The organism is Bradyrhizobium sp. 190 (assembly GCF_023073415.1).
Taxonomy (GTDB): domain Bacteria; phylum Pseudomonadota; class Alphaproteobacteria; order Rhizobiales; family Xanthobacteraceae; genus Bradyrhizobium.
In genome coordinates, this window is the sequence record NZ_JADPJL010000033.1 from 12,690 (window position 1) to 31,755 (window position 19,066).

General features: G+C 63.9%; 18 protein-coding genes and 1 pseudogene. 9 read left to right on the forward strand and 10 right to left on the reverse strand.

Annotated elements, in window-relative coordinates:
- Positions 1–128: 128 nt before the first annotated feature.
- The 5 genes from IVB22_RS20025 to IVB22_RS20045 are packed head-to-tail and all read left to right on the forward strand — an operon-like array spanning position 129 to position 3,096.
- Positions 129–464: an antibiotic biosynthesis monooxygenase gene (locus tag IVB22_RS20025; RefSeq protein ID WP_108521446.1), complete on the forward strand. Its 336-nt coding sequence runs from the start codon at positions 129–131 to the stop codon at positions 462–464.
- A 13-nt stretch (positions 465–477) separates the two neighbouring features.
- The gene (hutX, locus tag IVB22_RS20030; protein WP_247519005.1) at positions 478–993 is read left to right on the forward strand and encodes a heme utilization cystosolic carrier protein HutX; all 516 of its coding nucleotides are present in this window, start codon (positions 478–480) and stop codon (positions 991–993) included.
- A gap of 55 nt (positions 994–1,048) precedes the next feature.
- Positions 1,049–1,810, forward strand: coding sequence for a tonB-system energizer ExbB (gene exbB, locus IVB22_RS20035; protein ID WP_247519020.1), 762 nt, complete (start codon positions 1,049–1,051; stop codon positions 1,808–1,810).
- A gap of 16 nt (positions 1,811–1,826) precedes the next feature.
- Positions 1,827–2,270, forward strand: a complete 444-nt coding sequence (gene exbD, locus IVB22_RS20040; protein WP_247519006.1) for a TonB system transport protein ExbD — start codon at positions 1,827–1,829, stop codon at positions 2,268–2,270.
- A 4-nt stretch (positions 2,271–2,274) separates the two neighbouring features.
- Positions 2,275–3,096 (forward strand): energy transducer TonB, encoded by an 822-nt coding sequence (locus IVB22_RS20045; RefSeq protein ID WP_247519007.1) that lies wholly within the window; start codon positions 2,275–2,277, stop codon positions 3,094–3,096.
- Between the two features lie 78 nt (positions 3,097–3,174).
- Here IVB22_RS20045 and IVB22_RS20050 read toward each other — a convergent pair whose 3' ends face one another.
- The 4 genes from IVB22_RS20050 to IVB22_RS20065 all read right to left on the reverse strand — a co-directional run bounded on the left by IVB22_RS20050 (position 3,175) and on the right by IVB22_RS20065 (position 7,666).
- Positions 3,175–4,071, reverse strand: a complete 897-nt coding sequence (locus IVB22_RS20050) for a carbohydrate ABC transporter permease (RefSeq protein WP_247519008.1) — start codon at positions 4,069–4,071, stop codon at positions 3,175–3,177.
- Complete coding sequence (locus IVB22_RS20055) at positions 4,064–5,020, reverse strand: carbohydrate ABC transporter permease (RefSeq protein WP_247519009.1); 957 nt, start codon at positions 5,018–5,020, stop codon at positions 4,064–4,066. Before IVB22_RS20055 ends, IVB22_RS20050 begins: the two co-directional genes overlap by 8 nt.
- 184 nt (positions 5,021–5,204) lie before the next feature.
- Positions 5,205–6,548 carry an ABC transporter substrate-binding protein gene (locus IVB22_RS20060; RefSeq protein ID WP_247519010.1) on the reverse strand — a complete coding sequence of 448 codons (1,344 nt, stop codon included), beginning with the start codon at positions 6,546–6,548 and terminating at the stop codon, positions 5,205–5,207.
- Between the two features lie 74 nt (positions 6,549–6,622).
- A complete protein-coding gene (locus IVB22_RS20065; protein ID WP_247519011.1) occupies positions 6,623–7,666 on the reverse strand; it encodes a C-terminal binding protein in 1,044 nt (347 codons plus the stop codon).
- A 251-nt stretch (positions 7,667–7,917) separates the two neighbouring features.
- Between IVB22_RS20065 and IVB22_RS20070 the strand changes: the two genes are divergently transcribed.
- A complete protein-coding gene (locus IVB22_RS20070) occupies positions 7,918–9,603 on the forward strand; it encodes a methyl-accepting chemotaxis protein (protein ID WP_247519012.1) in 1,686 nt (561 codons plus the stop codon).
- A gap of 956 nt (positions 9,604–10,559) precedes the next feature.
- Here the strand turns inward: IVB22_RS20070 and IVB22_RS20075 are convergent.
- The 5 genes from IVB22_RS20075 to IVB22_RS20095 form a co-directional block, all read right to left on the reverse strand.
- Positions 10,560–11,486, reverse strand: coding sequence for a tripartite tricarboxylate transporter substrate binding protein (locus tag IVB22_RS20075; RefSeq protein ID WP_247519021.1), 927 nt, complete (start codon positions 11,484–11,486; stop codon positions 10,560–10,562).
- 150 nt (positions 11,487–11,636) lie between these two features.
- Entirely contained in the window at positions 11,637–12,575 is a 939-nt protein-coding gene (locus IVB22_RS20080) for a DMT family transporter (protein WP_247519013.1), read from the reverse strand.
- Positions 12,576–12,712: 137 nt separating this feature from the next.
- A complete protein-coding gene (locus IVB22_RS20085) occupies positions 12,713–13,888 on the reverse strand; it encodes an alpha-hydroxy acid oxidase (RefSeq protein ID WP_374207572.1) in 1,176 nt (391 codons plus the stop codon).
- 83 nt (positions 13,889–13,971) lie between these two features.
- Positions 13,972–14,787, reverse strand: a complete 816-nt coding sequence (locus IVB22_RS20090; protein WP_247519015.1) for an MlaD family protein — start codon at positions 14,785–14,787, stop codon at positions 13,972–13,974.
- Positions 14,788–14,873: 86 nt separating this feature from the next.
- Positions 14,874–15,800, reverse strand: coding sequence for a DMT family transporter (locus IVB22_RS20095; protein ID WP_247519016.1), 927 nt, complete (start codon positions 15,798–15,800; stop codon positions 14,874–14,876).
- Positions 15,801–16,199: 399 nt separating this feature from the next.
- On the opposite strand from IVB22_RS20095, the gene IVB22_RS20100 reads away from it, so the two are divergent.
- Positions 16,200–16,364 carry a hypothetical protein gene (locus IVB22_RS20100; protein ID WP_247519017.1) on the forward strand — a complete coding sequence of 55 codons (165 nt, stop codon included), beginning with the start codon at positions 16,200–16,202 and terminating at the stop codon, positions 16,362–16,364.
- A gap of 23 nt (positions 16,365–16,387) precedes the next feature.
- Here IVB22_RS20100 and ybaK read toward each other — a convergent pair whose 3' ends face one another.
- Positions 16,388–16,861, reverse strand: a complete 474-nt coding sequence (ybaK, locus tag IVB22_RS20105) for a Cys-tRNA(Pro) deacylase (protein ID WP_247519018.1) — start codon at positions 16,859–16,861, stop codon at positions 16,388–16,390.
- A gap of 336 nt (positions 16,862–17,197) precedes the next feature.
- On the opposite strand from ybaK, the gene IVB22_RS20110 reads away from it, so the two are divergent.
- Together IVB22_RS20110 and IVB22_RS20115 are read left to right on the forward strand one after the other, a co-directional pair.
- On the forward strand, positions 17,198–18,490 hold the full coding sequence (locus IVB22_RS20110) for an adenylosuccinate synthase (RefSeq protein ID WP_247519019.1): 1,293 nt from the start codon (positions 17,198–17,200) through the stop codon (positions 18,488–18,490).
- 50 nt (positions 18,491–18,540) lie between these two features.
- A pseudogene (locus tag IVB22_RS20115) lies at positions 18,541–19,066 on the forward strand (hypothetical protein); the annotation flags it as partial.

Consider the following 19,066-nt stretch of genomic DNA (forward strand, 5'->3'; position numbering starts at 1 on the left):
AGCTGACAACCAATCAAGTTGCACCGGGCCGCGCTGATGTTCCGCGCGGCTTCGGTGCATGCGCGTTTCCAACCAACTCAAACGGTACGCCAGGCGCACCCCAGCAACCCAGCAAGGAGATTCTGAAAATGTTTATCGCAATGAACCGGTTCCAGGTGAAGATTGGCTCTGAAGCGGCTTTCGAGACCGTCTGGCGCACGCGCGAATCCTACCTCAGCAGCATGGCCGGCTTCGTCGAGTTTCATCTGCTCAAGGGACCCGTCGCCGAGGATCACACGCTGTATTCCTCGCATACGGTCTGGGCCGACAAGGCTGCCTTCGAAGCCTGGACCAAATCAGACGAGTTCCGCCGGGCGCACGCCCGCGCCGACAACAAGACCGGCGAAAGCCTCTACCTCGGCCATCCCAAGTTCGAAGGATTCGACGTGATCCTGAGCGAGCGCAAATCCAGCGCCGCCGCTTGACGGGGAGGGTGCGATGTCGAGCACGGACCTTGCCGGCCTCAAGGCCCATATGGCGGAGAACCCGGGCGCGGTGATCGAGGACGTGGCGCGGGAGCTGAAAGTGAGTCCGCGCGCCGTCCTGGAGGCGATGCCTGAATCAATGGTGCGCATCGGCGCCGGCGGCGAATTTGGCGCTGCCATGAACGATGTCGCGCAGTGGGGCGAGGTGACGCTGATCGTCCATACCGACGATGCGATCTTCGAGTTCACGGGCTCGATCCCGGCGGGCGAGGTCGGGCGCGGCTATTTCAACCTGATGCAGCCGAAGGGATTGCACGGCCATCTCCGGCACGAACGCTGCGCGGCTATCGCTTTCGTCGAGCGTCCCTTCATGGGCAAGTCGTCGGCCTTCATCGCCTTCATCAATGTCGACGACGGCATCATGTTCAAGGTGTTCGTCGGCCGCGACGAGACGCGCGCGCTGCGCGGCGACCAGTTGGAGCGCTTTCACGCGCTAGCGGAAAGGATCGCGCGCGCCCGCGCGGCGTAGCCGATCCGTATTGTCAGCCCGGGAGACGATCATGCAGCGAACAGTGCTTGATGTTATGGCCCGTTGGTGTGGCGCGGCCGGCGTGGCCGCCTTCCCGAGTGCGGCGCTGGCCGCCACCGATGTCGCGCTGCTGCCGCGCAACCTGTCGCCATGGAACATGTTCGTGAATGCCGACATCGTGGTGCAGGCGGTCATGGTGGGGCTTGCCTTCGCCTCGCTCGTGACGTGGACGATCTGGCTGGCAAAAACCATCGAGCTCCGCCGCAAGACCACGACCGCCAGACGGCGCCTGAGCCTGCTGGAAACCGATACCGTGCTGGCCAAGGCCGAGCAGGAAACCCGTGGCGGCAACGATGCCGTGGCGCAGATCATCCAGTCCGCCGCGCGCGAGGCCAGCCTCTCCGGTGGTCATTTCGACGACGGCCTCAAGGAGCGCGTCGCGCTGCGGCTGGAGCGGGTCGAGGCGGCGATGTCACGACAGATCGCGCGCGGCACCGGCGTGCTCGCCACCATCGGCGCCACCGCGCCGTTCGTCGGCCTGTTCGGGACGGTCTGGGGCATCATGAATTCGTTCATCGGCATTTCCGAAGCCAAGACCACCAATCTCGCCGTCGTTGCGCCCGGCATCGCCGAGGCATTGCTGGCGACCGCGCTCGGTCTCGTGGCGGCGATCCCGGCGGTCGTGATCTACAATCATCTCACCCGCACGATCACGGCCCATCGCGCACTGCTCGGCGACGCCTCGGCGATGGTGCTGCTCCTGATCAGCCGTGAGGGCGACCGCGGCTCGTTTCGCCTCGCGCGCGCCGCCGAGTAGCGAGGGAGTGTGAGCGATGGGCGCCAAACTGGGTAGCGTTGTCGGCGGCCGGGCGCGTGGCGGCGGTGACGATCTTGTCGAGGCTCACGAGATCAACGTCACGCCGTTCATCGACGTGATGCTGGTGCTCCTGATCATCTTTATGGTCGCCGCCCCGCTCGCAACCGTCGATCTCGGGGTCAATCTTCCCGCCAGCGCCGTCGAGCCGTCGCCGCGGCCGGACAAGCCGGTGTTCGTCACGGTGAAGCCGGATCTTTCGGTTGCCGTCGGCGAGGACATCATCGCACGCGAGACGCTGACCGCGACCCTCGATGCCGCCACCAAGGGCGATAAGGATGAGCGCATTTTTCTGCGCGCCGACAAGGCCGTCAGCTATGGCGACCTCATGGAAGTGATGAACCTCCTACGCAACGCCGGCTACCTCAAGATCGCGCTGGTCGGCCTCGACGGCCGTAGCTAGCACCATGAACGCGTTCGCGCTCCACGACGTCTCGGACCAGGCCGTCCTTCGCCGCTGGGGAGTTTCGGCGATGGCGATCGTGGCTGCGCATGCGGCGCTGATCGCATTAGCCATGAATTGGTATACCCAGCGCCCGACGCCGGGTGTGGCGCTCCCCGCCATCATGGTCGATCTGGCGCCCATCACGTCGTCGCCAGAGGCGGCGCCGGCGGACATGACGCCGGGACCCGAGATGCAGCAGGCGGACGCGTCGCCGCCCGAGCCCGCGGCCGCGGAAGCCGTGCAGGAGCAGATCGCGCCGACCCCGCCGCAGGAGAAGCCGGAGGTCGTTGCGCCGCCGGAGCAGAAGCTGCAGCCGACGCCGGAAAAGCCCGAGCCCACAAAGGTCGTTCCGGAACAGAAGCCGGTGCCGGTGAAGCCGAAAATCGTCAGGCCAGACGCCAAGAAGCCTTCGGAGGCAACACCCGCGCCGCGCACCAGCGCGCCGCCGCGCGCCGAACGTCAGGCCCCTGCCGCGTCGGCGATGAGCGCGGGCGCCGCGGCCTCCGCGGTGGCGGCTTACAGTCAGCGCGTCCGCGCGCACTTGATGAGCTTTCATAAATATCCATCCGGCCACACCGAGCAAGGCGTCGTAAGGTTGGCTTTCACGCTGGGCCGTAACGGTCAGGTCGTGGCGGGCCGCGTTGGCGGCTCTTCGGGAGTTGCTGCGTTCGATGCTCAGGCCATGGCATTGCTTCGCCAGGCCCAGCCGTTCCCCGCCTTTCCACCCGAAATCACTTACTCGACGATGCCTATGACCGTTCCGGTAGCGTTCAGGCCCCGCTAGATCCGATCGTTTCGGTGAAAGTCACATATCAACGCACTTGCCGTTATGTCGGCGGGATGAAGCCTGGATGGTCGCTGCCTATTCCTTCACCGCGCCCGTCAGCGACGACACGTAGTAATCCACGAACAGCGAGTAGAACAGCGCGACCGGCAGCGAGCCGAGCAGGGAGCCCGCCATCAGCGCGCCCCACTGGTAGACGTCGCCGGTGACGAGCTCGGTCAAGATCGCGACCGGCACCGTCTTGTTGGCGCCGCTCTGGATGAAGGCGAGCGCGTAGATGAACTCGTTCCACGACAGCGTGAAGGAGAAGATGCCGGCCGAGATCAGGCCGGGCACGGCGAGCGGCAGCGTGATCCGGCGCAGGATCTGCAGCCGCGTGGCGCCGTCGACCAGTGCGCATTCCTCCAGCTCATACGGGATCGACTTGAAATAGCCGATCAGGAGCCAGGTGCAGAACGGCACCAGGAAGGTCGGATACACCAGGATCAGCGCCATCGGCGAGTCGAACAGGCCGAACTGCACGATCACGGTGGCCAGCGGAATGAACAGGATCGAAGGCGGCACCAGATAGGCGAGGTAGATGCCGAGCCCCACGTAGGGACTGCCGCGAAAGCGCAGGCGCTCGATCGCGTAGGCAGCGAGCGTCGAGGCGAACAGCGACAGGAAGGTGGAGCCGATCGCCACGAACATCGTGGTCTTCAGCCAGGTCGGATAGGCGGTGTTGAACAGCAGGTGCTTGATATGGGCGAGCGTCGGCGAGGAGATCCAGAACGGATTGTGCTCCTTGAAGTTCAGAAGCTCGGTGTTCGGCTTGAACGAGGTGATCGCCATCCAGTAGAACGGGAACAGCAGGATCAGCACGAAGCAGGACAGCGGCAGGTAGATCATCATCACCCGCCGCGCGCGGGAATCCCACGCCATGGTGTCGGGCGTGGCGCTGGCGACATTGGTCGATTGGGCGGCTGCGTCAGTCATTGGCTTCTCCCTGCTGCCATTTGCGGCGCGCGAGGCCGAAGTAGCTGAACAATGTCGCGAACACGAGGAACGGGATCATCGACACCGCGATCGCCGCGCCCTCGCCGAGCTCGCCGCCGGCGATGCCGCGCTGGAACGCGAGTGTCGCGAGCAGATGCGTGGAGTTGACCGGCCCGCCGCGGGTGATGGCGTAGACGAGCTGGAAGTCGGTGAAGGTGAAGATGATCGAGAACGTCATCACGATGGCGAGGATCGGCATCATCATCGGGAAGGTGATGTAACGGAAGCGCTGCCAGGCGCTGGCGCCGTCCAGCATCGCCGCCTCATAGAGCGATGGCGAAATGGTCTGCAGCCCCGCAAGCAGCGAGATCGCGACGAAGGGAATGCCGCGCCAGATGTTGGCCACGATCAGCGAGAACCGCGCGTTCCAGGGCGTGCCGAGGAAGTCGATGTTGGTGGAGCGGATGTGCAGCACGTCGACCAGCAGATAGGAGATGATCGAGAACTGCGGATCGTAGATCCACCAGAACGCCAGCGCGGACAGCACCGTCGGCACAATCCATGGCAACAGCACGATGGCGCGCAACAGGCTCTTGAGCGGGAAGTGATTGTTGAGCAGCAGCGCCAGCCAGAAGCCGAGCGCGAATTTCCCGAAGGTCGCGACCGCGGTGTAGAACACGCTGTAGAACACCGCGCCCCACCACAAGGGATCAGTCCACAGATACTGGAAATTCTCGAGGCCAACGAAGATACCGCGCCGGCCGATTGTGGTGTCGGTGAAGGCGAGCCAGACGCCTAAGCCCAACGGGTAGGTGAGGAACACCGTCAACAGCCCGATCGCGGGCGCGAGGCACATCACGATCAGGAACGGCTTGTAGTCGAACAGGCGTGCGATCCAGCCTGGTTGCCGGAGCGCCACGCCGCGCGATGGTAGGGTCGTTACAGACATCAATATTATCCCGATGCGAGCTAGGTGAAGTCGTCATTGCGAGCGAAGCGACTTGTCCGCCGAAGCTTTAGCGAAGGCGGAAGCAATCCATCTTCGCGGCTTCCACCTTGGTTGCTTCCGCCTTCGCTCGGTGAGCTACGGCGGGACAATCGCTCCTCGCAATGACGGCCGCTCTGTTCGGCCGTTACCGGCCCTGCCGCCGGAAATACCGCTTCGCACGCTGTTCCGCTTCCGCGGCCGCGGCTTCCGGGGTCGAGGCGCCGGTCGCGACTGCTGCGCACATCTGGATCAGCACATAATCGGCACTGACCGCACCTGTCGCGGTCGAAATCGGTCCCTTGTAGCCATCGTAGTAGGTGCTCTTCATCGTGTCCTTGAAGATCGAGACCTTGGGATCGCCGGACCAGACCGCGGCGTCGGCATAGGCAGTGAGCGGCTGGGACCAGTAGCCAGAGTTGGCGTTGAGCCACGGCTCGTATTGTTCCTTTTCAAGCATGAATTGCAGGAACGCCTTCGCGGCATTGGGATACTGGCTGTGCTTGAACAGCATGGCGTTGAGCGTCAGGCCCGCCATCGGCGAGACCTTGGCGAGGCCCTTCGGCAAGAGCTGATGCTCGCTGTCCTCGGCGATCGCCTTGGTGGCCGGATCGTTCTTCAGCGAGAAATACAGCGAGACACCGTTGGCGGTCAGCGAGATTTCCTGCGAGGAGTAGGCGCGGTTGTTGCTGACGTCGTTCCACGACGGCGTGCCGGCAATAAAGGTCGGGTAAAGTTCCTTGACCCACTTCAGCGCGGCGATGGTCTCCTTGCTGTTGATGATGATGTTACCCTCTTCATCGAGCAGGGAAGCGTTGTGCGACCACAGCGCCCAGTTGGCAAAGCCGTTGCCGTCGCCCTTGGCATTGCCCAGCGCGAAGCCGGCCGGCTTGCCGGCCTTTTGCAGCTTCTGGCACAGCTCCAGAAATCCGGCATGGTCTTCCGGAATCTTGTCGTAGCCGACCGATTTCAATACCGATTTGCGGTAGATCAGGGGGCCGGCGGTGGCGCCGAACGGCAATCCGATCCAGGCGTCGCTCTTGCTGCGCTTGCCGTACGTCTGCGCCAGCGGCAGCCAGCCGCCATAGCGCTTGCCGAGATAATCGGCGACGTCGGTCAGTTCGACCAGCTTGTCGATATAGATGTGCGGCGCATCGGAGAAGCCGATGATCATGTCGGGGCCGGCGCCGGAGTTCGAGGTCACCGCGGTCTGCTGGTTGATGTCTTCCCAGCCGACAAAGTCGACCTTGACCTCGATGCCGGTCTTGTCACTGAAGACCTTCGCGTTGGCGCGGAACACGTCCTCGTCGGCTTGCACGAAACGGACCGGGCGCAGCATGCGCAAGGACGCGCCTTTCTCGATCGCAAACTTGGGCGCCGGGACGTCGGCGGCCTTGATGGTGGATGCGGTTTGCGCCGAAGCGCCGGTCACGGCGAGCGCGGCGGCGGATGCGCCCAACGCCAACGCGTCGCGACGGGTGATGTCGTTCATGCTTCTCTCCCTGTATTGGTTCCCGGCGTTGAATCGCCGGTGAACCCTGTCGTTCGAAAACGCTTCTTGCCGCCCTAGCTGTTCGGGCCGCGATCCATGCTGACGGGCTGCCAGCGGCGGAGCGCGGTGTCTTGCAGCACCGACGGGTTGACGCAGCTTACCGGCCACATCCCCTGCAGGACCAGTGACAATTCGTAGCCCACGCGGCGCTTGCGCGCCTCGTCAAAACGTGCCGATGCCGAGGCCACATGCGCGGTCAGGGTGACGTTTTCCATCGAAAGCATCGGGTTGTTGTGGGACGGCGGCTCCTTTTCCAGCACGTCGAGGGCGGCATGCGCGATCCAGCCCTCCTGCAGCGCCTTGATCAGCGATTCCTCGTCCACGGTGGCGCCGCGCCCGGTATTGATGAAGACGGCGGATTTTTTCATCTGGCGGAAATGCTTTTCGGTGAGCATGTGATGCACCTCCGGCCGCGCAGGCGCATGCATCGAGACGAAATCCGACTGCGACAGCACCTCGTTAAGTGTCGACGGGATCACGCCGTGATCGTACATCAGCGTTTCCTGGATGAAGGGGTCGTAGGCCATCATGCGCAGCCCGAAGGGGGCGGCGCGCTTGGCGACCGCGCGCGCCACCCGGCCAAAGGAGATGAAGCCCAGCGTCTGACCCATCAGCCGCGGGATCTTCAACAGCGCCGGCCGGCCCTCGGACCAGCGGCCGGTGCGCACCATCTTGTCCTGCTCGACCAGCCGGCGAAAACCCGCCAGCAGGAGCATCATGGCGTGGTCGGCGACCTCCTCGATGAAGGTGTCGGGGATGTTGGTGACGGGAATGCCGCGGGCGGTCGCCGCCTTGACGTCGACCGAGTCGACCCCGACGCTGCCGAGCGTGATCACCTTGCAGTTTTCGAGGGCGTCGATGACCGTTTTCGTGATCGGCATGCCCTTGGCGTAGATCGCGTCGGCGGTCTTTGCGGCGGCGATGAATTCCGCTTCGTTGGCCGGCGCCTCGATGATTTCGGCCCCGATCGGATCGAGCGCTTCCTTTTCATAATCGTAGCCGCCGCCGGCGACCGTGAAGCTCGCGCCCTTCGGCGTCACCACCCTGTATTTCGACATTTCCTGCTCCCGATTTTATTCTTCGGTGTTCGTTTGAGGCGGCGGGCGCCGCCCGTTTCTTTTACGCGACTTCATCTTTTACGCGACTTGACCGCTCCCCGCTACAATCGCCGGTTGCTGCTTCGATTGGAAGCGGTGTTTTCAGCCGGGTTTCCGCTGGTCCTCGTAACAAAGCGCTAAAGGGTCTCACGATATCGTGCGCCGAATCAATCGGCCAATCGCGTGCCACGCGCCTATTTCCGGAGATCCCCGTGAAGCTCACCAATCTCAAGATCACCCCCAAGCTCGGCATTCTGGTGGGTGTGACCCTGCTCGGCCTTTGCGCCGCCGGCGTGCTCGCAGGCTATCTGATGAAGCGTGAGATGCTGAATGCGCGGATCGAGCAGACCAGGGCGATCGTCGACATGGCGCGCAACATGGCGCTCGGCTTGCAGAAGCAGGTTGCCGCGGGTCAGATGACCAAGGAAGCGGCGATTGCCGAGTTCAGCAAGCGCGGCAATACGCTGACCTTCGACAACGGCAACGGCTACGTGTTCGCCTATACGATGGACGGCGTCGCCGTGCTGGCGCCGGTTCCCAGCCAGATCGGCCAGAACCGCATGGACATCGACACGGGTGGCAGAAAACTCGTGCGCGAACTGCGCGACGGCGTCGCGGCCAATGGCGAAATCATGCTGCGCTACGAATTCCGCAAGCCGGGACAAGAGGAGCTGATCCGCAAGTTTTCCTATGCGGTTCCGATCCCCGGCTGGAACATGTTCGTCGGCACCGGCGCCTATCTCGATGATCTCGACACCAAGATGAAACCGATCGCGGCAGTGCTCGGGCTTGCCATTCTCGGCATCGCGCTGATTGCAGGCAGCATCGCCTGGATGATCGGCCGCAGCATCTCCAAGCCACTCGGTCAGCTCGGCGCCCGCATGCAGGATTTGGCCGAAGGCCGGCTGGACGGCGCCATTCCGGGCATCGGCCGCGGCGACGAGATCGGCGCGATGGCCGCGACCGTCCAGATCTTCCAGGACAACGCGGTGCGTATCCGCGGGCTCGAGCAGAAGGAGGCCCAGGTGCAGGCGCGCGCCGAGGCCGAACGGCGGACGGCGATGGAAAGCATCGCCAGCGACTTCGAACGCAGCGTGACCGGCATCGTTCGCTCGGTGTCGACGGCGGCCGCCGGCATGCAGACCACCGCGCAGTCCATGACCACGACCGCCAGCGACGCCAGCGCGCGGGCTGCGACCGTCGGCGCAGCATCGCAGCGTTCGTCCGACAATGTCGGCACGGTCGCCTCCGCCGCCGAAGAGCTCTCCAGCTCGGTGACCGAGATTTCCCGTCAGGTGGCGCGCTCCAGCGAGATCGCCAGCAAGGCGGTCAGCGACGCCGAGCGCACCAACGCCACGGTCGGTGCGCTCTCGACCGGCGCCGAGAAGATCGGCGAAGTCGTCAAGCTGATCCACTCGATCGCCGCCCAGACCAATTTGCTCGCGCTCAACGCCACCATCGAGGCGGCGCGCGCCGGCGATTCCGGCCGCGGTTTCGCGGTGGTGGCGTCGGAAGTGAAGGCGCTCGCCAACCAGACCGCCAAGGCGACCGAGGAAATCTCCTCCCAGGTCGCGGCCATGCAGGCATCCACCAGCGAAGCCGTGGCCTCGATCGGCGGCATCACCGAAACCATCTCGCAGATGAGCGAGATCACGGTTTCGATCTCGACCGCCGTCGAGCAGCAGGGTGGCGCTACCCGCGAGATCGCCCGCAACATTCAGTCGGTGGCGGCCGGATCGAACGAGATCTCCACCCATATCGGCGGTGTCACCACGGCAGCGGCGGCGACCGGCAAGGCGGCCTCCGAGGTGCTGGCAAACGCCCGCGAACTCGACACCCAGTCCGGCATGCTGCGCAGCGCGGTGGATGAATTCCTTGGCAAGGTAAGGGCGGCGTAGACTCGGAATCGGTAGGAATCAGTAGGGTGGCAAAGCGCAGCGTGCCCACCATCTATCGACGAATCATGGCGTGAATGGTGGGCACGCTACGCTTTGCCCACCCTACGAAGCTCGCTGAATTCGCAGCAAGTTGACGCGTAGAAGTTCTACGGTGGGCGATTACGACCACCTGCGGGTACATGAGCCGCACGAGAGTGCGAAAGATGTCCGCTCTTCCCGGTTACTCACAGGGGCAATCAGGCAACACAAGTCTCTTCCACATCAAATCACAATCCAATAATTTGACTTCGTGAGGGATTTATTTTTCGTGCAGATTTTTTGCACTCCGGTTGACAATGCAACCAAAGAGGATTCGCGAACATCGGCGAACTTCAGGCAGAGCAGCGTCGGCGTGATGATCGGGCAGTGACGCTGTCGCAGATCGTGCATCCAGCCTTGCGTTGCAGGTTTGAACCGGACGCTAATTTTGACAAGCAGCGCCGGCTGATTGCCTGCGCACCGATCCTCTAACTCGTGTGTGTAGTGCGATGATCCGCACGGCTCCGTGCTTTTTCCAACCCCAACGGGACCGTGCGGCCTGTCTCTCGGCGCGGATGATCGTCGCAAAGCGCGTTGCGCAACGGAGTGGGAATGAGGCGATGAAGTACAAAGATCGTATTAGTGAACGCGAGTATCAGGGCCGTCTCGTGAGTTTGCTGAAGAACGCCCTCAACACGAATCTGCAGCCGCTAAGGTCACTCGAGACCGCAACCAAAAAGCGGAGAGCGCAGAAGAAGAAGGTAACCGATTCCGGGTTCACGGAGTCAACGAAGACGACTTCCGGCTAACGGTGCGCCCCACCGTTAGGTCCGTAGGGTGGGCAAAGGCGCATAGCGCCGTGCCCACCATCGGTTCAACGAGTCATGGCGTGAGTGGTGGGCACGCTGCGCTTTGCCCCCTACGAAGCGCGGTCTCGCTTACTGCTTCTCGATCCCCGCCGCTGTGATCAGCTTCTCCCACACCACGAGCTGCTCCTTCACGAAGGCGTCGAACTCTTCCGGCGTGCCGGAGAACGCTTCCATGCCGCGCTCGGCGAGCTGACCCTTGATGTCAGGCCGTTCGACGACCTTGCGGATTTCCGCGTTCAGCCTGGTGACGACGTCCTTGGGCAGGTTGGCCGGACCGAAATAGCCCTGCCACGAGGTGATGTCGAAACCCTTCACCGTGGCGTCCATGGTGGGCAGCTGCGGCAGCAGGGCCGAGGGTTTCTTGGTGGTGACGGCGAGCGCCTTCAGCGCCTTGGCGTTGACGTGGGGCAGTCCGGTCGGGACATCGATGAACATCATCGAGACGCGGCCAGCGATCAGGTCGGTCAGCGCGGGCGGCGAACTCTTGTAGGGAACGTGCAACAGGTCGATGCCGGCGAGGCGAGCAAAGGTCGCGCCCGACACGATCGCCGATGAACTGCCGCTGGCGTAGGAGTATTTGCCCGGCTCCTTCTTGGCGAGCGCGATCAGCTCGGCCACCGAGTTCGCGGGAATGTCCGGATGGATCACCAGCATGAAGGGCAGATCGCCGGTCCGCGCGATCGGCGTGAAATCCTTGACCGGATCGTAGGTCATGTTCTTCAGAAGATACGGATTGGCCGAATGCGACGTGTTGGTCGTCACGAACAGCGTGTAGCCGTCAGGCGCGGAGCGCGCGACATAGCTCGCCGCGATCGAACCGTTGGCGCCGGCCTTGTTCTCGATCACGATGCCGGCGCCGAGCGCGGTGCCGAGCTCCTTCGAGATGATGCGGGTGGTGGTGTCGGTGCCGCTGCCGGCGGCGAATGGCAGCACCAGCGTGATGTTGCGGTTCGGGTAGGGCGCCTGCGCGGAAGCCGTGGCGATCATCGCCAGCATCAGGGGAGCCACTGCGGCGACGTGCCGGTACCGTTTCCATAACGCGAACATGTAGTTGTTTCCTCGGTTGTTTTTATGATGGATTGGCCGGCAAGCTAGCCTGCCGGGATGGAAAGTGGAAGCCGGTAAGACGTCACGCCGCAGGTCCGCTCACGCCTTACTTCCCGATGCCCGCCTGGAGGCGATCACCACGCCGGCCAGCACCAGCGCATAGCCCACCAGATGGAATAACCGCAATTGTTCGCCGAGCAGCAGGATCGCCATCGCCGAGCCGAACACCGGCACCAGATGAAAGAACGGCGCCGCACGATTGGGCCCGATCAGCGCCAGCCCGCGGTTGAAGAACAGATAGGCCAGGGTGGAGGGAAAGATCACGGCATAGCCCAGCGTCGCCATCGAGATCATGTCGAACTTCAGCGTCGCGCCGGTCGAAAACTCCCAGATCGCGAACGGCACCAGCATCAGCGCGCCGCAGCAGGTGGTGAAGGAGATCAGCGACAGCGCGTGCGTCACCGGCCGGCGCGGGATCAGCGCCGAATACAATCCGAACGATACGAGCGAGCTTGCAAACATCAGGTCGCCGCGGTTGAAGCTGATGCCTGCGAGCGCGCCAAAATCGCCGCGCAGGATGATGGTCAAGACGCCCGCGAGCGAGATGGTGATGCCGGCGAGCTGCGCACCCGTCAGGCGGATGCCGAACAGCGCCAGCGACCACAGCGCGACAAACAGCGGTCCCGCCGACTGGATCAAAAGCGCGTTCAACGCCTCGGTATATTGCAGGGCCCAATAGGAGATTGCGTTGTTGTAGGCGAACCCGACCAGCGACAGGAACAGCATCATCGGCAGATGCGCGCGCAGCACCGGCCAGTCCTGCTTCAGGTGCGGCCAGGCAAAGGGCAGCAGGATCAGAAAGGTGCCGATCCAGCGGACGCAGGACAGCGTCAAGGGCGGTACATGGCCGGCGACATGGCGCGCCAGCACGATGTTGCCGGCCCAGAACAGCGAGGTCAGGCTGAGCAGCAGATAAGGCTGGTTGTTCAGCCACCGGACCGGATCGAGGGCAGGCGGCGCTGGTGCGGGCTGGGTCATGGTCGCGAGGCCAGTAGGGCTGGATTTTCCGCTGCGCGACAAGTCCCATGCATGCAATGCTACAATGTCCTGTGCATTGTCTTTGCGTTGTTGCTGACCTGCGAGGTGCCGATCACGGGCTCCATCCGGGCTACCAGCTAAAACTTCCGCACCAGGTCCGGCGTGATCTCGCTGATCGACCGAATCCCGAGCAGTGCGAGATCGCGGTCGATCTCGGCCTTGAGCAGCGTGATCGCGCGCTGTACGCCGGCCTCGCCGCCGGCGATCGCGGCATAAAGGAAGGGACGGCCGATCCAGACGAAATGCGCGCCGAGCGCGAGCGCCTTGATGACGTCGGTGCCGCGGCGGATGCCGCCATCGACCATGACCGTCATGCCCTTCGCTTCGGCCGCGATCTCCGGCAGCGTGCGCAGGCCCGACATCGTGTAGTCGAGCTGGCGGCCGCCATGGTTGGACAGCATCACGCCGTCGACGCCGCTCTCGCGCGCCATGCGCGCATCCGCCGGCGAGACCAGTCCCTTGACGACGAGCTTGCCCTTCCAGCGTTTGCGGATCAGTTCGACATGCTTCCAGGCGAGCTGGTCGCGATGGCCGATATTGCGCATCAGGTTTTTCGCGAGCACGGGCGGGCCGCGTTTGGCATCCATGTTCTCGAAATGCGGCATGCCGTGGTTCATCACGGTGCGCGCCCAGGTGCCGAGCAGCCAGTGCGGATGGGTGATCGTGTCCCAGAACACGCGCGGGGTGATCGCAAGCGGCACCTGAAATCCGTTGCGGATGTTGTTCTCGCGGTTCGGCGGCACCGGCACGTCGGCGGTGACGACGAAGGTGTCATAGCCGGCCGCCGCCACGCGATCGACCAGCGGTTCGATCCGCTCCGGCAGGCCCGCGAGATAGGCCTGATACCACGCCGCCTGATTGGCGGCGCGCACATCCTCCAGCGTGATCAGCGACGAGGCGCTGAGAATCATCGGCACGTTCTCGGATCTGGCCGCCTGCGTCAGCACGATGTCGCCGCGATACGCGCACAGCGCGGACGACCCCATCGGCGGAATCCCGAACGGCGAGGCGTAGGTCTTGCCGAACAGCGTCGTCGCCTGGTCGCGCCCGGAGACATCGTTGAGCACGCGCGGCACAAAGCCGTATTCGTCGAAGGCTTTGCGGTTGTCGCGCAGCGCGGCATCGGTCTCGGCGCCGCCGGAGATGTAGCCGTAGAGGAATTTTGGAATCCTGCGCCGCGCGGTCGGCTCGAAATCGTCGAGCGACAGATATTTTTGCAAAGCCCGAGGCGCCGCGCTCGGGGTGCGGGTCACGGTCGGGGGCGGCGCGGTCAGGCTTGCGGATTTGTCGAGCACGTCGGGCGTTCCATTTTTTTGGTTGTTGTGCGAAAGGCAGGTTAGCGCCGGGGAGGCGGCCCACCAAATTTCTGGCCCGCCTTGTTGACGGACGCGCTGACGTCGCCGAGCATTTTTCGCGTCTCGGCGATCAACTGCCCGGATTTCTTGTCGAAACTTTCGATCAGCTCGCGCATCGAGATCACGGTCGGCAGCAATTCGCCGCCATATTTGTCGCTGGCGAGGCTGCCGAGGAAGTCCTTGGTCTTGGTCAGCGCGCCGTCGACGGCGTCGACGCCGGATTCAGCGGTCGAGATGATGCTGGTGATCCTCTCGCCGTTGTTGGACAGCGAGGCCGTGAACGTCTCGAAATTCCGCAGCGTATCCTTGATCGCCACCTCGTTGTCGGCAATGACCCTGTCGACGTTGCGCAGCGCCACGCGGATTTTTTCCTGGGTGTTGAGCGTTCCTTCCGGATCGGCAGTCAGCTCGGGAATGCCGTCGGCGCCCTTTGGCGGCGGCGGCGCCTCGTCCGATCCGCCAGTGAACGAGATCGCCGCAATGCCCGTCAGCCCCTGAAATTCGAGGCCGACCTGGGTATCGCTCTTCACCGGCGTGTTGCCGTCGATCATGGCGAGGGCTACGACGCGGCGCGGATGGTCAAGCTTGAGCGACACAACTTCGCCGACCCGGATGCCGGCGAAATTCACGCTGCCGCCCTTGCGCAGGCCGGACGCCGAGCCCTCGAAGACCACGCGGAACGGCACCTTCTGCTTGGCGCTGACGAACTTCTGGTAGCCAAGAAACCCGCCCAGCGATCCCCCGATCAGGGCCAGGACGAGCGTGCCGATCATCAGATTGCTGGCGCGAACCTTCATCGAAACCTTCCGAAGCAGGGCCAAGAAATAGCGGATTTAGCCGGGTAAGTCACCGCGGCCTTCTCAACCTCGCCCGCAAGTAGCGTTCAGGCGGAGGTTTTCCGCGACGCCACAAACACCCCGGTCAGCACCAGTGCGAAGCCGATGAAGTGGAACGCTTGCGGGTGCTCGCCGAGGAAGATGATCGACATGATGGTTCCGAACACCGGGACCACATGGAAGAACGGCGCGGCGCGGTTGGCGCCGATCAGTTGCACGCCGCGATTGAAGCAGAGATAGGCGATCGTCGAGGGGAACAGCGCGACATAGGCGAGCGTCAGCAGGTTCGCGGTGTCGATCTGCATCAAGGGCCGCGCGAACAATTCCCAGATGAACAGCGGGATCAGGCAGGCCGCGCCGGCGCCGAAGGTGAAGGCGACGAATGAGAGGGCATGGATCGGGGGCCGCTTCAGCGAGAGCACCGAATAGAGCCCGAAGATCGCCAGCGCCACGAGGAAGATCAGGTCGCCGCGGTTGAACTCGATGTTGGAAAGCTTGGTGAGGTCGCCATGCATCAGGATGATGATCACGCCGGCCATCGACAATAGAACGCCGGCGGCCTGCGCCAGCGTCAGCCGCACGCCAAGCAGCGCCAGCGACCACACCGCGACCACCAGTGGGCCTGCCGACTGCAGCAGCAGCGTGTTCAGCGCCTGGGTGTGCTCGAGCGCCCAGTATTGCAGGGTGTTGAACGCGCCGATGCCGGTGATGGACAGCACGATCATGATGCCGAGCCGGCCGCGGATCGCGCCCCAATCGCGGGCCAGATGCTTCCAGGCAAACGGCAGAATGATCAGGAACGCAAGCGACCAGCGCAGGAACGAAAGCGTCACCGGCGCGATGTGGCCGGCGGCCATCCGCCCGACGATGGCGTTGCCGGCCCAGCACAGCGCCGTGATGCTGAGCAGCAGATAGGGCTGGTTGGCGAGCCAGTTCCCGGACGATACGGGTGAGGTCTGTTCGGTAGCCGTCATTATAAGGCCCGGTCCATGGCGCCGCGGCCCGCCCGGCCGACGTCACCGGGCCGGAATGTCGCCCGGCCCCTGTCACAGACACGGATTTGCGATGCTCATCAATGGTGCAGGATGCATCGCGACCATGCAGCCCGACTCGACTGCGCTTTGCCTGTTCCTTGCCTGTTGTTTGGGGTTGCCAGCGGGCGGGAGAATATGCAATCAAAGGACGATTGATTCATGCGACCCAACCTAGGTTTGTTTTCCGGGCGCGTGCGGTGAGTTATTTCGGGTTAATTTCAGTACAGGGCGTTCGTTCGATCGCTGGGACCACGGTTTTGCAGACGGCGGCTGTGCAGCAGCTTCGTCTCTCCGTGAGGCGAATTCTAGAGATGATGGGTCATTCCTTTGAGCAAGCCAATGTCGGCCGAAGAAGCCGAAGCCGAAACACGTCAGCAGTTTGCCGTTCGCGCCAATTCCATTCTGGCGTTCATCGAATGCGATGAGGAGCAGCGCCCGAAATTGCGCGAGGCCATCATCGAGGCGATGCTATGGGCGCAGACGCAGTCCAAACTCACCAGCTAGCGGCTTGCCGACGCGAAGGCCGCTCAGACCACGAGTGCGCGCGCGATCGCGCCCACAGCCTTCACGGCGTCGTTGGGATCGAGTTCGACCTGCAGGCCGCGCTGGCCGCCGTTGAGAAACACGCTGGCATGGCCGAGCGCGGCTTCCTCGATCGCGACCGGCACGCGCTTCTTCTGGCCGAACGGCGAGATGCCGCCGACGTGGTAGCCGGTCAGCCGTTCGGCATCCGCCGGCCGCATCATCTTCGCCGCCTTGGCCCCGAAGGCGCCTGCGAGTTTTTTCATGCTGACTTCGCAGTCCGTCGGCACCACGGCGCAGACCGGCTTGCCGTCGACCTCGGCCATCAGCGTCTTGAGCACGCGCGCAGGCTCAACGCCGAGCGCTTCGGCCGCCTGCAGCCCGATGCTCGCAGCATCCGGATCGTAGTCGTAGGTATGCACGGTGAATTTCAAGCCAAGCTTTTCCAGCGACTGGGTTGCACGGGTGGTTTTCGACATGGCCCCTCCGTCATTGCCGGATGTTAATGCGTCTTGCGCCCGGTGGTCAGGAATTTTACGGGGATATCAATGGGTTGGAGCTGTTCTAAGGCCCCCCTAAAACCGCCTTCTTGCTTGCCTAGAGCACCCGCTTCCTTTATCCGGTGGGGCTGCCTCGCATGCGAACGGCCCCGGCCGTGATTTTGGCTGGGCAGGCTAGCGCATGACCCGGAAAAGTGGCCACCGGTTTTCCGATCAGGTCATGCGCAAACGAAAGCGCATGATTCGGAAAAGTGGAGACCGATTTTCCGGAAGGGTCATGCTGGGACCATCAGATTTGCAGGGAACACTTTAGAAATGGCCAATGTTGTCGTCGTCGGCGCCCAATGGGGCGACGAGGGGAAGGGCAAGATCGTCGACTGGTTGTCGGAGCAGGCCGATATCGTCGTGCGCTTCCAGGGCGGCCACAATGCCGGCCATACGCTCGTCATCAATGGCGAGACCTACAAGCTGGCACTGCTGCCGTCGGGCGTGCTGCGGCCCTCGAAGCTGGCCGTGATCGGCAACGGCGTGGTGTTCGATCCGCAGGCCTTCCTCGATGAGGTTGCAAGACTGAAGGGTCAGGGCGTCGCCATCAGTCCGGAAAACCTGCGCGTCGCCGAGAACGTCACGCTGATTCTGCCGCTGCACCGCGAGCTCGATGCGCTGCGCGAATCATCCAACACGGCTACCGCCATCGGCACCACCCGCCGCGGCATCGGGCCTGCCTATGAAGACAAGGTCGGCCGCCGCGCCATCCGCCTGATGGACCTCGCCGACCTCGACACGCTGCCGCACAAGATCGACCGTCTGCTGGCGCATCACAACGCGCTGCGCCGCGGGCTCAATCTGGAGGAGATCGACGGCGACGGGATCCTGAAGGGGCTCACCGCGCTGGCGCCAAAACTGTTGCCCTACGCCGAGACGGTGTGGCGGCTGCTCGACATCAAACGCCGCGAGGGCAAGCGCATCCTGTTCGAGGGCGCGCAGGGCGCGCTTCTGGATGTCGATCACGGCACCTATCCCTATGTCACCTCGTCCAACACGGTGGCGGCGCAGGCGGCGACCGGCACCGGCATGGGCCCGGGCGCGGTCGGCTATGTGCTCGGCATCTGCAAGGCCTATACGACCCGGGTCGGCCAAGGCCCGTTCCCAACCGAACTCAACAACGAGATCGGCGAGGAGATCGGCCGCCGCGGCAAGGAGTTCGGCGTCAACACCGGCCGTAAGCGCCGCTGCGGCTGGTTCGATGCAGCATTGGTGCGCCAGACTGTCCGCACCTGCGGCATCACCGGGCTCGCCCTTACAAAACTCGACATTCTCGACGGCTTCGACACCATCGAGGTGTGCACTGGCTATATGCTGGACGGCAAGGAAATCGACCATCTGCCGGCGGGCGAGGGCGCCCAGGCCCGGGTGGTGCCCATTTATGAGACGATCGAAGGCTGGAAGGAGCCGACCGCCAACGCCCGTTCCTGGGCAGATCTGCCGGCCCAGGCCATTAAATATGTGCGCCGGGTCGAGGAACTCGTGGGTTGTCCGATTGCATTACTTTCCACCAGCCCCGAACGCGAGGATACTATTCTGGTACAGAACCCGTTCGAGGCTTAACGGGATGTTACCGCCAAGACTCCAAAATAGAGCTGCAGTATTGAAGAGAAATGGCTGATTATTACCCGCTGATCGCGCGCGCTATCGCCGGCCTGGACCCCAATGCTCCAGGTGAGAGCCGCCGTGCGCTCTATGAGCGGGCCCGCACCGCGCTGATCGCGCAGTTGCGCAGCGTTCAGCCGCCGCTTTCCGAATCCGAAATCACCCGCGAGCGGCTCTCGCTGGAAGAAGCCGTGCGCAAGGTCGAATCGGAAGCCGCCCAGCGCGCCCGCGAGGCCTCGCGGCCGGGCGGTGGCGGCGGTGCCGCGCGCGGCGGCGACGCTTTCCGCCGCGCCAATGCCCGACCGCCGGAATCCGCAGGCCCTCCGGGCGCGCCGCCCGGTGCGCAGCGCCAGCGTCCGCCTGCTCAAGGCCCCTCGCGCGAGGCCCGTCCGCCGCTTGGCCAGGATGAACAACGGCCGCCGCGCAATCTGCGCGCCGATGCGCCGCCGCCCGGTGCGCCGCGCCCGCAGCCGCCGCAGATTCCGATGCAGGATGCCGGGCTCCCGCCGCCGCCCCCGCGCGGAGGTGGCCCCC